The following is a 14,487-nucleotide window of genomic DNA, read 5'->3' as shown; positions in this document are numbered from 1 at the left end:
ACCCGCCGACCGGAGTGAGTCTTGTCTCCCCCGGTCGGCGGGTCGGCCCCAGAGGTACGCCTCCCGGCCCCCACCGGGCCGGCCGGACCGGTTCGGCCCCTCAGCCCTGTGACGGTGCCCTGACGCCGCGTCACGCGTCAGGGGCGACGCGCTTCGGCCATCCGCTGCTCGGCGATGCGGTCGGCCGCCGCGGCGGGCGGAATTCCATCCGCCTTCGCACGTGCGAATATGGCCAGCGTGGTGTCGAAGATCTTCGCCGCCTTTGCTTTGCACCGGTCGAAGTCGAAGCCGGCGAGCTCATCGGCGACCTGGATCACGCCACCGGCGTTGACCACGTAGTCGGGCGCGTACAGGACCGAGCGGTCGGCAAGGTCCTTCTCCACACCCGGGTGCGCGAGCTGGTTGTTGGCCGCGCCGCACACCACCTTCGCGGTGAGCACGGCGACGCTCTCGTCGTTCAGCGCGCCGCCGAGTGCGCACGGGGCGTAGATGTCCAGGCCCTCCGTGCGGATCAGCGCGTCCGTGTCGGCGGCGACGGCGACCTCGGGGTGCAGCTCGGTGATCCGGCGTACGGACTCCTCGCGCACGTCCGTCACCACGACCTCGGCGCCGTCGCTCAGCAGGTGTTCGACCAGGTGGCGGCCCACCTTCCCGACGCCGGCGACGCCGACCTTGCGCCCGCGCAGTGTGGGGTCGCCCCAGAGGTGCTGGGCGGAGGCCCGCATGCCCTGGAAGACGCCGAACGCGGTCAGCACGGAGGAGTCGCCCGCGCCACCGTTCTCGGGGGAGCGGCCGGTCGTCCAGCGGCACTCCCGGGCGACGACGTCCATGTCGGCGACGTACGTGCCGACGTCACAGGCAGTCACATAACGCCCGCCGAGCGAGGCGACGAACCGGCCGTAGGCGAGGAGCAGTTCCTCGGACTTGATCCGCTCCGGATCGCCGATGATGACGGCCTTGCCGCCGCCGTGGTCGAGGCCGGCCATGGCGTTCTTGTACGACATGCCGCGCGACAGGTTCAGCGCGTCCGCGACGGCCTCGGCCTCGGAGGCGTACGGATAGAAGCGGGTGCCGCCGAGGGCCGGGCCCAGGGCGGTGGAGTGGATGGCGATGACGGCCTTGAGGCCGCTGGCGCGGTCCTGGCAGATCACGACCTGCTCGTGGCCGCCCTGATCCGAGTGGAACAAGGTGCGCAGGACGTCGACAGGGGCAGGCACGCCGGTCACATCGGTCACTGTGGTGACTCCCAAGTACGAAGCGGCGGATGACCCTCCTGAAGGTGGGGAGGGCCCCGGACCGACCGGCTCCGGCCGGTCCGACTGGGCAAGAGCGTAAGTCCTCGGGACACGTGGATCCGTCCACTCCCGGGGATCACCTCCCGGTGGCGTGGCGGCGTGACACGATTTGCCGCATGTCGGTGGTGTCTTCGGTGCTCGTTCCCTACACGTCCTATCTGCGGGTGTACGAGCCGCTGGCCGCCTTCAGGGAGCCCGAGCGGAGTCACTGGACGCGCTACGCGCAGCGCTCCGAGCTCCCCACGGCGCAGGACGAGCTGCGGCGCTCGCTGGCCGACCTGGTTCCCACGCCGCCGGTGCCGGTGCCGGTCCACGAGAGCGACGACGCGTTCGTCGCTGTGCTCGACGGGGTGGTCTGCGTCTGTCCGTGGCGGACCCGGATGCGGAGCTGGCTGGCGCTGAGTGAACTGGGGGGTCTGTTTCCGGCCACGGTGCTGGACGCCGTGCTGCCTCCGGTGGTGCGCGGTCAGGCGGCCGCGGACCACGAGCGCTGGGCCGAGAGGAACCCGGACGCCCGCCCCTGGATCCGGACCACGGTGTGGCACGTGCCGGTTCGCTGGTTCGTCCTGTTCGACGACGAGGAGCGGGAGTACGTCGCGGGGGGCGCCGACGGCGGCAGGCCGATGCTGCGCTACCGGACCCCGATGGTGCAGGCCCGGCGCCGGCTGGCGAGGGCGCTGCGGACCCTGCGGGAGACCGTGGACGAAGGGCCGCTCACCGAAGGGCTCGTGGAGGTGGGGCGCTGGCTGGAGGAGTTCCATCCGCGCGCCCTGGTCGAGCTGGACTACGGCGGCCTGGTGCACGCGCTCAGCGGTGAGCAGCTCGCGGCGGACCGGTCGGCCGCCGATGTGGCCGAGGGCATCGCGGCGTTGCGTTCCGGGGACAGCGACGCGGCGGGTGCGGCGTACGGGCGTCTCGCCGACCGCTGGCGGGCGGTACGCGACCTGCAGTCGTCCAACTAGGCTGAAGCTGTGTGAAATGGCATGCACCGCCGCATAGAGGTGCTATCAGCAGGGAAGGGACACCATGTGAGGTGTCCGACATCTGCGGGCGCCGAGGGAGTGCGGCGGAGGTGAACAGAGATGCCCCGAGGGGATCTGACGGCCCGTGAACCGACACCCGATGTGACGCGTGTGACAGCCGAGGCGTGAAGTGGCTCACGAGGCGCGGGACCTAGGTCCCGAACCGGGCCTTTGCCTCAAGGGTGACGGACAGCACTAACGGGGCCCTTGCGCCCTTCCCTACTCCTCATGCCAAAATAGGACAAGGAGTCCGGGGAGGACTCTGTCCGTCCAACTATGGGCGGAATGCTCAGCATTGCACGCTATGGGGGGTCTGACGACTTCTGGTGACTCCTGGTTGTCCTGTGACTGATCGTTACTGGGGCGTGACTGTCCGCTATGGCATGGTCCATCGGCTTCCGTCGCTGATGAACACCTGGGAGGGCAATTCCATCGGTTTGGCCGACGTGGCTGGACGGATGGTGTAGTTGTAGTGCCGAGGACAAGCCGTTCGTCCTATAACCGACTCGGCCCGCGTCCGCCATTTCGGGCAACGCGGGTCAAGGTGCAGAATTTAGAGGAAAGAACCGAGAAGGTTCGGTTCTCCCGAGGAGGCCGCTCATGACCGCTCGCACCCCTGATGCCGAGCCGCTGCTGACCCCGGCTGAGGTTGCCACGATGTTCCGCGTGGACCCGAAGACGGTCACCCGTTGGGCGAAGGCTGGCAAGCTCACGTCCATCCGCACGCTCGGTGGACATCGCCGGTACCGCGAGGCAGAGGTCCGCGCACTGCTTGCGGGTATTCCGCAGCAGCGCAGCGAGGCCTGACACACCCCTGTCGCCGCAGCCACAACAGGGCGCTGAAGGGTCCCCCAACCCCCGGTGTTCCTACTCATAGCTCCATACGACGGGCGCCTGCCCCAACGGGCGCCATACCTGTGACATGCGGGCACGTCGTCGATCGCGCTGGACTCCGCCGGGTCCAGCGCGATTTTTTTTTGTGCTCCATGAGGATGCTGTGCGGGGCACGAGATGGGGCGGGAAGCCGCCGGCGTGGCGTCGGGGACTGCCGGGCGCCGCGGTGCCCGAACGGTGCCCGAAGGGCCCAGGGGCTGCCCGAACCTGCCGACGGGTCGGTTTGCGGAGACTTCGCGTGCGACCGTGGGCGGACCTGTTCGGGCCTGTTCGCCCGGTTCCCTGGCGCCGTGGGCAGCTCGGGCGGAACGGTCCGGGATGTGCTGCGGGGAGGGTGCAATTGCACATATTAAATTCGTCAGTTGTAGGAAGTGCGTAAAGTACCCCCTGCCCAAAACTGATTCGGTGACTCCCGTCACACCGGCGGGGGCTTGCCAACTACAAGCCTGCCACTGTGCGGGGTGTGCCGGCTGCGGCAGTTGGTCATGCGGCGGGAGGGCTTTCGTCCTCCGGGCGGTCCCGGAGTATGCCCTCCGTGTGCTCCCTCGGCCGGTCCTTGGACGCCTCCCCGGTCTCCGCCGAGGGGTGGAGCGGGCCGTGGGCCGCCTCGGAGTGCTCTCCGGGGGCGCCGGCGGCCGTCTCCGGGTCCGGTGGCGCGCCGTCCGTCGCGCGGGGCTCCCGCGGCGGGTGCGGCGTCTGTGGGGCCGTCAGGGGCTCCATGGCGAGCCGCAGCAGGCGATGGCAGATCGGACAGTGCCGGGTGAGGTGGCGGTAGCCGGAGGCCGCTGCCAGATGGGCGCGCAGGAGCGCGCGGGTCTCGTGCCTTTCCGTGGACGCAGACATGCGTGCCTCCCGGTGGACCCGGCCGCCCCGCGTCGGGAGAACAGGGGCGGACTCCGTCCTACGGAGTTACTCGCGGCGGGCTCCGGCGTCAAGACGCACGAAAGCCCGGATCCAGGGAATCCGGGCTTTCGTCTACTGCGGTCCTGACGGGATTTGAACCCGCGGCCTCCACCTTGACAGGGTGGCGAGCACTCCAAACTGCTCCACAGGACCTTGCTTTCGCTGCCTGGCCTTGCGGCCTGCTGCGAAGCAAGACTGTACAGGAGGTCCGGCGGCCAGGTCGAACTCACTCTCAGTGCGGGTTCCGTCACGGTCCCAGGAGGAGCTGGTTCAGGGGGCGGCCGCGTCGATCGCCTTCACGATCCGCTTGTCCGAGACGGGCTGTGCGGTGCCCAGGGCGTGCGCGAAGTAGCTCACGCGGAGCTCCTCGATCATCCAGCGGATGTCCAGGACCTCCTGCGGCACGGGCCGCCCCTGCGGCAGCTGTTCGAGCAGCCAGGCGTACTCGTCCTGCATCTCGTGGACCTTCTCCATGCGCGTGGTGTCGCGCTGGACGTTGGTCGGCATCTGCTGCAGCCTGCGGTCCTCGGCGACGAGGTAGCGCATCAGGTCGGGCAGCCTGCGCAGCCCGGTCGAGGTGACGAAGCCGGGCGGCACGAGGCGGGCGAGGTGGTCGCGTACGTCCGTGACGTTGTTGATCAGGACCAGGCTGTTCGTGGCCTTCAGCCGGCGCTCGCATGCCTGCCAGGCGGCCAGGATCTGCTGCACCTGGCCCACCGTGCGGACCGTGAGGTCCACGAGATCCGCGCGCACCTTGTCGTACAGCTTCCGGAACGACGCCTCGTCCCAGGCCGGGCCGCCGTGCGCGGCGATCAGCCGGTCGGCCGCCGCCGTCGCGCAGTCGTCGAAGAGCGCCTGGACGGAGCCGTGCGGATTGCGCGACAGCGCCAGCTTCTGCTGGTTGGAGAGCTTGTCCGAGGCGAACTTCGCGGGGTTCACCGGGATGTTCAGCAGGATCAGCTTCCGGGTGCCGCGCCACATCGCCTGCTGCTGCTCGGCCTCGGTGTCGAAGAGCCGTACGGCGACGGTCTCGCCCTGGTCGACGAGGGCCGGATACGCCTTGACCGGCTGGCCGGCCCGGCGGGTCTCGAAGACCTTGTCCAGCGTGCCGATCGTCCAGTCCGTGAGGCCCGAACGCTCGATGGACTCCCCCGAGGGTCCCGCGGTGGCCGCGGCGGCCTTGGAGAGGGCCTGGCGGGCCTTGGGGCGCAGCTGGATCTTCAGCGCCTCCAGGTCCTTGTCCTCGGCGACCTTGCGCCGCCGCTCGTCGGTGATCCGGAAGGTGATCTTCAAGTGGTCCGGGATCCGCGTCAGATCGAAGTCGTCGGCCGTGACCGGTACGCCGACCATCCGCTGGAGCTCACGCGCCAGCGTCTGGGGCAGGGGCTCCTGGAGCGGGACGGCCCGGTCGAGGAACTTGTCCGCGTAGTTCGGCGCGGGGACGTAGTGCCGGCGGATGGGCTTGGGCAGCGAGCGGATCAGCTCGGTGACCACCTCTTCGCGCAGGCCCGGGATCTGCCAGTCGAAGCCCTCGGACGTGACCTGGTTCAGGACCTGGAGCGGGATGTGGACGGTCACGCCGTCGGCGTCCGCACCCGGTTCGAACTGGTAGGTCACCCGGAACTTGAGCCGTCCCTGGCGCCAGGAGTCCGGGTAGTCGTCCTTGGTGACCGCCCCGGCCTTCTCGTTGATGAGCATCGAACGCTCGAAGTCGAGAGCGTCGGGCTCGTCGCGCCGCTTGTGCTTCCACCAGGAGTCGAAGTGCGCGCCGGAGACGATGTGCTCGGGAATCCGCCGGTCGTAGAAGTCGAAGAGAGTCTCGTCGTCCACGAGGATGTCGCGGCGCCGGGCCCGGTGCTCCAACTCCTCGACCTCGCCCAGCAGTTTGCGGTTGTCATGGAAGAACTGGTGATGTGTGCGCCAGTCCCCCTCGACCAGGGCGTTCCGGATGAACAGATCGCGGGACGCCTCCTGGTCGATACGGCCGAAATTGACCTTGCGCTGGGCGATGATGGGCACTCCGTAGAGCGTCACCCGCTCGTACGCCATCACCGCCGCCTGGTCCTTCTCCCAGTGCGGCTCGCTGTAGGTGCGCTTCAGCAGATGCTGGGCGAGGGGCTCGATCCACTCCGGCTCGACCTTCGCGTTCACCCGCGCCCAGAGCCGGGACGTCTCGACGAGCTCCGCCGACATCACGAAGCGCGGCTGCTTCTTGAACAGCGCCGAGCCGGGGAAGATCGCGAACTTGGCGCTGCGGGCGCCCAGGTACTCGTTCTTCTCGGTGTCCTTCAGCCCGATGTGCGACAGGAGGCCCGCCAGCAGTGAGGTGTGCACCGCCTGTTCCGGGATGCCCTCGTCGCCCTTGGGCTCCTCGACGGTGATGCCCATCTGTTTGGCCACCGTGCGCAGCTGCGCGTAGATGTCCTGCCACTCGCGGATGCGCAGGAAGTTCAGGTACTCCTGCTTGCACATCCGTCGGAAGCTGGAGGAGCCGCGCTCCTTCTGCTGCTCCCTGACGTAGTTCCAGAGGTTCAGGAACGCCAGGAAGTCCGACGTCTCGTCCTTGAAGCGGGCGTGGTTCTGGTCGGCCTGGGTCTGCTTGTCCGAGGGGCGCTCGCGCGGGTCCTGGATGGAGAGCGCCGCCGCGATGACCATGACCTCGCGGGCGCAGCCGTTCCTGTCGGCCTCGATGACCATGCGGGCCAGGCGCGGGTCGACGGGCAGCTGGGAGAGCTTGCGGCCGAGCGGGGTCAGCCGCTTCTTCGGATCCTTCTCCGCCGGATCCAGCGCGCCGAGCTCCTGGAGCAGCTGGACGCCGTCGCGGATGTTGCGGTGGTCCGGGGGGTCGATGAAGGGGAACTTCTCGATGTCGCCGAGGCCGGCCGCGGTCATCTGGAGGATGACGGACGCGAGGTTGGTCCGCAGGATCTCGGGATCGGTGAACTCCGGGCGGGTGAGGAAGTCGTCCTCGGAGTACAGCCGGATGCAGATGCCGTCCGACGTACGGCCGCAGCGGCCCTTGCGCTGATTGGCACTGGCCTGGGAGATGCGCTCGATCGGCAGCCGCTGGACCTTGGTGCGATGGCTGTAGCGGGAGATGCGGGCGTTGCCGGGGTCGATGACGTACTTGATGCCGGGGACGGTCAGCGAGGTCTCCGCGACGTTCGTCGCCAGCACGATCCTGCGCCCCGTGTGGCGCTGGAACACGCGGTGCTGTTCGGCGTGCGAGAGGCGCGCGTAGAGGGGGAGCACCTCGGTGTGTCTGAGGTTGCGCTTGCTCAGGGCGTCCGCCGTGTCGCGGATCTCCCGTTCGCCCGAGAGGAAGACCAGGACGTCGCCCGGAGCCTCGCCCGACAGCTCGTCCACCGCGTCGCAGATCGCCGTGATCTGGTCCCGGTCGGAGTCCGCTGTGTCTTCGTCGGCCCCTTCCAGCAGTGGCCGGTAGCGGACCTCGACCGGATACGTCCTGCCGCTGACCTCCACGATCGGTGCCTCGCCGAAGTGCCTGGCGAAGCGCTCCGGGTCGATGGTCGCCGAGGTGATGACGACCTTCAGGTCCGGGCGCTTGGGCAGCAGCCGGGCCAGATAGCCCAGCAGGAAGTCGATGTTCAGCGACCGTTCGTGCGCCTCGTCGATGATGATCGTGTCGTACGCGAGGAGCTCGCGGTCCGTCTGGATCTCGGCCAGCAGGATGCCGTCCGTCATCAGCTTGACGAAGGTCGCGTCCGGATTCACCTGGTCGGTGAAGCGCACCTTCCAGCCGACGGCCTCGCCGAGCGGGGTCTTCAGCTCGTCCGCGACGCGCTCGGCGACCGTGCGCGCGGCGATCCGGCGCGGCTGGGTGTGCCCGATCATGCCCCGGACGCCGCGCCCCAGCTCCATGCAGATCTTGGGGATCTGGGTGGTCTTGCCCGAGCCGGTCTCGCCCGCGACGATCACGACCTGGTGGTCGCGTATCGCCTCCAGGATCTCGTCCTTCTTCTGGCTGACCGGAAGCTGCTCCGGGTACGACAGTGCGGGCATCCGCGCGGCGCGGCCGGCGAGCCGCTCGGACGCCTTTCCGGCCTCGGCGGAGATCTCGTCCAGCACGGACTGGCGGGCCTCGGGCTTACGGATGCGGCGGGCACCCTCGAGTCGACGGCCGAGCCGGTGTGCGTCGCGGAGCGAGAGCTGCCCGAGCTGGGACTGGAGATCGGCGAAGGAAGTAGACATACGGACCCCAGGATCTCACCCGGGCGCGAGGAGTGGCGAACGTATTTCACCCGGCCCCGTCACTTCTTCCGGCACCCCGCCACAGGGCCGGTCACCGAACGGGACGACGGGGTCACAGCACGTACTATTCCGGGCAGCTGATCACCCGTTCCCCACGCAAGGCGGTCCCATGCACCGGGGCATACCCGAAGCCGCCGAGCGCTCCGTGCCGAGGGCGCAGGCGGACCCCACGCCTCTCCCCGCTCGTCCCCACGCATCCGCACGGAGCGCCGCATGCCCGCACCCACCCGTTCCTCGTCCTCCGCGAAGAAGCCGGTCCTCGTCGGCCTGGCGGTCGTGACCGCCGCCGGGATCCTCGGCTACGTCTCCTACCGGGCGACCGCCCCCGACAGCCCGGCCTCCGAGACCCCCGTCACCGCCACCACCGCCGGTCCGGACTCCGGCCTCTACCGGGAACTGGCGGAGCTCGCCCGGCGCGACGCGGACGACAAGCTGGCCCAGGGCCGCACCGACGCCCCGGTCGTCCTCATCGAGTACGCCGACTTCCAGTGCGGCTACTGCGGGAAATTCGCGCGGGACACCGAGCCCGAGCTGATCAAGAGGTACGTCGACGACGGCACCCTGCGCATCGAATGGCGCAACTTCCCGATCTTCGGTGAGGGGTCCGAAGCAGCCGCGCGCGCCTCCTGGGCGGCCGGTCAGCAGGACCGCTTCTGGGCCTTCCACCGGGCCGCCTACGCCGAGGGCGCCAAGGAGAAGGGCTTCGGCAAGGCCCGGCTGAGGGCGCTCGCGCAGCAGGCAGGCGTGAAGGACCTCGACCGCTTCGCGCGGGACACCGACAGCACGGCGGCGGCGAACGCGGTCGGCGAGGACCGGGAGCAGGCGTACGGCATCGGTGCCAGCTCCACCCCGTCCTTCCTCGTCAACGGCCGTCCCCTCGCCGGTGCCCAGCCGACGGCCGTCTTCACCCAGGCCATCGAGGCAGCGGCAGCGGAGGCCGCGAACGTCGGAAGCGCCGGGGACCCCGCGAAGTGACCCCGGACATCGGCTACTTCGCCGCACTGCTCGGCGGTCTGCTCACCCTGGTCAGTCCGTGCAGCGCCCTGCTGCTCCCCGCCTTCTTCGCGTACTCGGTCGACTCCGCCTCACGGCTGCTGGCCCGTACGGGCGTCTTCTACGCCGGTCTCGCCACCACCCTCGTGCCGCTCGGCGCCGCGGGCTCGTACGCCGGGCGGCTCTTCCACGGTCACCGGGACGCACTCGTCCTCGGCGCGGGCTGGCTGATCGTCGCTCTCGGCCTCGGGCAGATCCTCGGCCTCGGCTTCGCCTCCCGCCGGCTCGCGGCCGTCGGCGGCCGGATCCGTCCCACGACCGCGCTCTCCGTGTACGCCCTCGGAGCGGTCTACGGACTGGCGGGCTTCTGCGCGGGCCCGATTCTCGGCAGCGTCCTCACGGTGGCGGCCGTCAGCGGCAGCCCCGTCTACGGAGGGCTGCTGCTCGCCGCCTACGCGCTGGGCATGGCGGTGCCGCTGTTCGTGCTCGCCCTGCTCTGGGAACGCTTCGACCTCGGCCACCGGGCATGGCTGCGCGGGCGGCCGTTGCGCGTGGGCCGCTTCGCACCGCACAGCACCTCGCTGCTGTCCGGCCTCTTCTTCATCGGCCTCGGCACGCTCTTCCTCGTTCACGACGGGACGACCGGCCTGCCCGGACTTCTGGACGTGGACGACTCGTTCGCCGCCGAGCAGTGGGTCCAGCGGCTGGGGGAGCGTGTGCCGGACGCGGCGGCGCTGACGGCCGCGGTGCTCGCGACGCTGCCGGTGCTGGTCCTGAAGGCTGTGCGGCGGCGCCGGCAGGCACGGGAGGAAGCGGGGTGAGCCGTCGTTCGGGAACGACGAAGGCCCCGTCCGTGGACGGGGCCTTCGGGTGGTGGCTGGGGCCGGGATCGAACCGGCGACCTATCGCTTTTCAGGCGATCGCTCGTACCAACTGAGCTACCCAGCCACGCAGCTCATACGGGCTGCAGCGGTCCTGACGGGATTTGAACCCGCGGCCTCCACCTTGACAGGGTGGCGAGCACTCCAAACTGCTCCACAGGACCAAGCTAATGTGCGAGACAAGTCTCGCACACGGTAAAGCGTGCCCCCAACGGGATTCGAACCCGTGCTACCGCCTTGAAAGGGCGGCGTCCTGGGCCACTAGACGATGAGGGCTAAGGGCCCACCTGCGCGCTTTCCAGCGCGTCGGGGACGTGAGAAGCATATGGGATGCGGGGAGGTATCGCCAAAACGGTTTGGGCCTCTCGTTCGGATCAGGCCGGGCTCGCGTGCCCTGGCACCGCACCTCGCGGCGTTGGCGTCGGTCTCCATGGCTCCGCCATGGCTCCCTCCTCCGCCTTGCGATGCACGGCACCAGACCCCGCTCCCTGACCCGGCCTGATCCGAACGAGAGGCCCTACGGCGAGGTCGTCGAGACGCTCGGGGAGGGCGACGGACTCTTCAGGTTCTCCTCCGGGAGATGGCGGCTGACCTCGGCTGTCGTGAGGCCGAGGCCGCCGAGGGTGATCTCGTCCCAGGCCTGGAGATGCCGGGTGGTGCGGTCCAGGTAGAGCACGGACGCACGCACCTTCTCGGGCTTCTCGTTCTGCACCGCGCGCAGTCCGCCACCGCCCGTGGAGCCCTCGACCTTCAGCCGCGTACCGAGCGGCATCAGTTCGTTGACCCGGTGGTGCACATGGCCGGCCAGGACGAGCGGCACCGTTCCGTCGGTCTCCCGCGCCGCGTTCGGGTCGTGCGCCACCGCGATGTCCACGGGCGTGCCCGCCCGCTTCTGGTCGCGCAGCGCGGAGGCGAGACGCATGCCCGCGAACTGCTCGGACGCCTTGCCGCCGGTGGGGCGTGAGCGGTCGGGCGTGAACTGGGGGTCCCCGGTGCCGGCGATCCGCAGCCCGGCCACGTCGACCGCGTCGCCCTCGTCGAGTACGTGCGCGTTCCTGGTCTTCTCCAGGTAGGCCTGGGTCTCCTTGGAGTCGTGGTTGCCCCGCACCCACACATAGGGCGCGCCCAGATCGCCCACGGGGTCCAGGAACCCGTTCTCCGCGGCCGTGCCGTGGTCCATGGTGTCGCCGGAGTCGATGATCACGTCGATCTCGTACTGCTCGACGAGCGAGCCGATGATGTGCCAGGCGGCCGGGTTGAGATGGATGTCGGAGACGTGCAGGACCCGGATGGTCGCAGGGTCCGGCTGGTAGACGGGGAGCGTGGACGTGGCGTCGTACAGCTTGGTGACGTTGGTGACGAGGCGGGCCAGTTCCTGTTGGTAGACGTCGAACTCCGTGACGATCGACCGGGCGTCGCCCACGACCGAGGGCGCGCTGGAGAGCAGGCCGGAGAACTTCGGTTCCAGGACGGACTTCGGGTTCCAGGTGGCGTACGCGCTGAGCCCCGAGGCCGCCAGCAGCGCCAGCGCGAGCCCTCCGGCGGCCAGGGCGCGGCGCGGCCGGCGGTAGACGACCAGGCCGAGGGCCGTGGCGCCCGAGACGACGGCCACGCAGGAGCGGACGGCCAGCTCGCGGGTGCCGGACGCGACGTCGCCGGTGACCTCGTCCTGGAGTCCGGAGAGACGTTCGGGGTGCTTGACCAGGGCCTGCGAGCGTTCCGGGTCCAGCTGGTCGACGTCCACGTCGAGGCGTACCGGGGCGTGGTGGGAGTCCAGCTCCAGGGCGCCGAGCGGCGACACGTTGATCTTGGTTCCGCCGCTGACCGAGGGGCGCAGGGTCATGGTGGTGTCCATGGGGCCCACGGGCGTGCGCACACTCCCGACGACCAGCAGCCCGAGCCACGCACCCAGGACGACCACGGCCAGCAGGCCGAACGCGCGCTTCCAGGGGTGCGCGGCGGGGACGAGCCCGCCGGCCGGTGCGGCGGAGCGTGAGCGGGAACGGCGGAGGCGGCGGAATCGGACGGCTGCGGCGTGGAACGGGCGTGCCATTGGGCGCGTATGCCCCGTTCGGACGGCAGGCATGCGGCCGGGGCGGCGGAGGTGGGCCGGGCGGGTGGCCACGGGGGCGGGTGCGGCCCGCCCGTCCGAGGCCTACGTACGTGACAATGGCGGAGTGCTGGAGATGACGCGCGAGGAGTTCGAAGAGCTGGTGAGCCTGGCTCTTGACCGTGTCCCGCCTGAGCTGATGCGGCTGATGGACAACGTCGCGGTGTTCGTGGAGGAGGAGCCGGAGGACCCGGAGGACCGGGAGCTCCTCGGTCTCTACGAGGGCACGCCGCTCACCGAGCGCGGTGAGTGGTACGCCGGGGTGCTGCCCGACCGGATCACCATCTACCGCGGGCCGACGCTGCGGATGTGCGAGACCCGGGAGGACGTGGTCGCCGAGACGGAGATCACCGTGGTCCACGAGATCGCCCACCACTTCGGCATCGACGACGAGCGGCTCCACGAGCTGGGGTACGGGTGAGCGGCCAGAGCCCTCCGGCGGGGCGGCCGGTCGTCGACCCGGACGTCGACCTGTCCGTACCCGAGCAGCGCGCCGAGATGCGCGGCGGCGGCAAGTGGCGGGTCCTGGCGGTGATCGCCGCGGGCGGAGCGGTGGGGGCCACGGCGCGCTACGCGGCGTCCCTGGCCTGGCCGGCCGCCGAGGGGGAGTTCCCGTGGGCGGTGTTCGCCGTCAACGTGGTGGGCTGCGCCCTCATCGGCGTACTGATGGTGCTGACCGTCGAGCGTGGAGTCGTCACCCATCCGCTGGTGCGGCCCTTTCTCGGGGTCGGGGTGCTCGGCGGGTTCACCACCTTCTCGACGTACGCCGCCGACGTGTCGCACCTGCTGGTGCGTCAGGAGGTGGTGACGGCCGTGGCGTACATGGCGGGGACGGCCGTGGTGGCTCTCGGCGCGGTCTGGGCAGCGGCTGCGCTGACCCGGGCCCTGGTGGACCGGGCGGGGCGGGCGGTGTGAACGAGGGCTCGGCGGACCGTTCCGGGAGAGCGGCGGGCGGCGGCTCGGCGGACCGTTCCGGGAGGGGCGGGTGAACTGGCTGCTGGTCGTCCTCGGCGGCGCGGCGGGGGCTCCGTTGCGCTATCTGACGGACCGCGCCGTCCAGGCGCGGCACGGGGCGGGGCTGCCGTACGTCTTCCCCTGGGGGACCTTCACCGTGAACGCGGCGGGCAGTCTGCTGCTCGGGCTGCTGACGGGAGCCACGGTGTCCACACCTGTGTACGCCCTGCTGGGTACCGGCCTCTGCGGGGCTCTGACGACGTACTCCACGTTCTCGTACGAGACGCTCCGGCTGGCCGAGGCGGGCAGGGGCTTCCTGGCGGGCGCCAACGTGCTGGCTTCGCTGCTGGTGGGGCTGGGGGCGGTGTTCCTGGGGGCCGAACTCGCGGGCGGTTCCGGGGGCTGAGAGGGGCGAGCCGACGGGCCGCGGGTGTGCGGGTGTTGTGTCCGGGCGTGTCCCCGACGGGGGCACGGGAGTTGAACACATCGCTCTCCCTCCCGCCGTCCCTCTCCGCCCCGGAGGTGCACCCCGTGCGCCAGTTGTCCGTCCGCGTCCGCTGGGCAGCCGTCACCGCCCTGACGATCGCCGCGTCCACAGGCTGTATGAGCGTCGGCGGTGACGGCGGGAAGCCGGCTCCCTCCCGCCCGGCGGGCGAGAAGGGGGTCTCGGCCGAACGCCCCGGCGGCGAGACGGTGTCCGGCACCGGCCGTTCCGGTGGCTCCCACGGCCGGGGTGCCGAGGCGCAGTCCGACCGGGGCGCCTCCCGCGACCCTGACTCCAAGGCCTCGGGAGCCGCGCCCTCGGCCGTCTCCGGCGCGGCCCGCCCGAAGCCCGTGGGCCCGGGCACCCCGGAGCCGACGCCGGGCGGCCATCTCCCGACCCCGGAACCCAGCGCGCCGGGCCCTGGTGAGCCTCCGCCCCCGGAGGCCAGCCCGGAGCCGCCGCCCTCGCCCGAACCGGAGCCCTCGGTGCCGCCGGAGCAGCCCTCGGCCTCGCCGGCCGCGCAGTTCCGTACCGACGCCATGGGCGCGCCGGGGCGGGTGGAGGTGTGGCCCACTCCGAGGGCATCGCCGCAGGTCGCGCCGGTGTGAGGGGGGTTTCGGCCGACCTGGTTTGCGCGAAGTGGGGGAGGGTGCGTATGGTAGTAGATCGTTTGATCCCA

12 protein-coding genes and 4 tRNA genes are annotated in these 14,487 nt (G+C 70.5%); 8 read left to right on the top strand and 8 right to left on the bottom strand.

Annotation, left to right across the window (positions count from 1 at the left end):
• Window positions 1–137: 137 nt before the first annotated feature.
• Window positions 138–1,235: a Glu/Leu/Phe/Val dehydrogenase dimerization domain-containing protein gene (locus ABZY45_RS20195; RefSeq protein WP_356741700.1), complete on the bottom strand. Its 1,098-nt coding sequence runs from the start codon at window positions 1,233–1,235 to the stop codon at window positions 138–140.
• 176 nt (window positions 1,236–1,411) lie between these two features.
• Between ABZY45_RS20195 and ABZY45_RS20190 the strand changes: the two genes are divergently transcribed.
• Both ABZY45_RS20190 and bldC read left to right on the top strand, forming a co-directional pair.
• Window positions 1,412–2,257 carry a hypothetical protein gene (locus ABZY45_RS20190; protein ID WP_356741698.1) on the top strand — a complete coding sequence of 282 codons (846 nt, stop codon included), beginning with the start codon at window positions 1,412–1,414 and terminating at the stop codon, window positions 2,255–2,257.
• Window positions 2,258–2,917: 660 nt separating this feature from the next.
• The gene (gene bldC, locus ABZY45_RS20185; RefSeq protein ID WP_003949541.1) at window positions 2,918–3,124 is read left to right on the top strand and encodes a developmental transcriptional regulator BldC; all 207 of its coding nucleotides are present in this window, start codon (window positions 2,918–2,920) and stop codon (window positions 3,122–3,124) included.
• Window positions 3,125–3,694: 570 nt separating this feature from the next.
• Here the strand turns inward: bldC and ABZY45_RS20180 are convergent.
• The 3 genes from ABZY45_RS20180 to hrpA form a co-directional block, all read right to left on the bottom strand.
• Complete coding sequence (locus tag ABZY45_RS20180; protein WP_356741696.1) at window positions 3,695–4,054, bottom strand: DUF6274 family protein; 360 nt, start codon at window positions 4,052–4,054, stop codon at window positions 3,695–3,697.
• Window positions 4,055–4,192: 138 nt separating this feature from the next.
• A tRNA-Asp gene (locus ABZY45_RS20175) sits at window positions 4,193–4,267 on the bottom strand.
• A gap of 117 nt (window positions 4,268–4,384) precedes the next feature.
• Window positions 4,385–8,326, bottom strand: coding sequence for an ATP-dependent RNA helicase HrpA (hrpA, locus tag ABZY45_RS20170; protein ID WP_356741694.1), 3,942 nt, complete (start codon window positions 8,324–8,326; stop codon window positions 4,385–4,387).
• A 273-nt stretch (window positions 8,327–8,599) separates the two neighbouring features.
• Here hrpA and ABZY45_RS20165 point away from each other — a divergent pair, with 273 nt between their 5' ends.
• Window positions 8,600–9,361 (top strand): thioredoxin domain-containing protein, encoded by a 762-nt coding sequence (locus tag ABZY45_RS20165; RefSeq protein ID WP_356741692.1) that lies wholly within the window; start codon window positions 8,600–8,602, stop codon window positions 9,359–9,361.
• A complete protein-coding gene (locus ABZY45_RS20160) occupies window positions 9,358–10,200 on the top strand; it encodes a cytochrome c biogenesis CcdA family protein (protein ID WP_356741690.1) in 843 nt (280 codons plus the stop codon). The genes ABZY45_RS20165 and ABZY45_RS20160 overlap by 4 nt, the downstream gene beginning before the upstream one ends.
• A gap of 50 nt (window positions 10,201–10,250) precedes the next feature.
• Here ABZY45_RS20160 and ABZY45_RS20155 read toward each other — a convergent pair.
• The 4 genes from ABZY45_RS20155 to ABZY45_RS20140 all read right to left on the bottom strand — a co-directional run bounded on the left by ABZY45_RS20155 (window position 10,251) and on the right by ABZY45_RS20140 (window position 12,313).
• A tRNA-Phe gene (locus tag ABZY45_RS20155) sits at window positions 10,251–10,327 on the bottom strand.
• 22 nt (window positions 10,328–10,349) lie between these two features.
• A tRNA-Asp gene (locus ABZY45_RS20150) sits at window positions 10,350–10,424 on the bottom strand.
• Window positions 10,425–10,463: 39 nt separating this feature from the next.
• Window positions 10,464–10,536 (bottom strand) — tRNA-Glu (locus ABZY45_RS20145).
• Window positions 10,537–10,777: 241 nt separating this feature from the next.
• Window positions 10,778–12,313: a metallophosphoesterase gene (locus ABZY45_RS20140; protein ID WP_356741688.1), complete on the bottom strand. Its 1,536-nt coding sequence runs from the start codon at window positions 12,311–12,313 to the stop codon at window positions 10,778–10,780.
• A 124-nt stretch (window positions 12,314–12,437) separates the two neighbouring features.
• Between ABZY45_RS20140 and ABZY45_RS20135 the strand changes: the two genes are divergently transcribed.
• From ABZY45_RS20135 to ABZY45_RS20120, 4 genes are all read left to right on the top strand, one after another.
• Window positions 12,438–12,791 carry a metallopeptidase family protein gene (locus tag ABZY45_RS20135; protein ID WP_015578045.1) on the top strand — a complete coding sequence of 118 codons (354 nt, stop codon included), beginning with the start codon at window positions 12,438–12,440 and terminating at the stop codon, window positions 12,789–12,791.
• A gap of 77 nt (window positions 12,792–12,868) precedes the next feature.
• On the top strand, window positions 12,869–13,285 hold the full coding sequence (gene crcB / locus ABZY45_RS20130) for a fluoride efflux transporter CrcB (protein WP_356742068.1): 417 nt from the start codon (window positions 12,869–12,871) through the stop codon (window positions 13,283–13,285).
• 70 nt (window positions 13,286–13,355) lie between these two features.
• Window positions 13,356–13,730, top strand: a complete 375-nt coding sequence (locus ABZY45_RS20125) for a CrcB family protein (protein WP_356741686.1) — start codon at window positions 13,356–13,358, stop codon at window positions 13,728–13,730.
• 125 nt (window positions 13,731–13,855) lie between these two features.
• A complete protein-coding gene (locus ABZY45_RS20120; protein WP_356741685.1) occupies window positions 13,856–14,416 on the top strand; it encodes a hypothetical protein in 561 nt (186 codons plus the stop codon).
• Window positions 14,417–14,487: the final 71 nt, after the last annotated feature.

This window comes from Streptomyces sp. NPDC006516 (assembly GCF_040611875.1).
In the GTDB taxonomy this organism is placed as follows: Bacteria; Actinomycetota; Actinomycetes; order Streptomycetales; family Streptomycetaceae; genus Streptomyces.
This window is presented reverse-complemented; position numbering and strand designations above follow the sequence as displayed.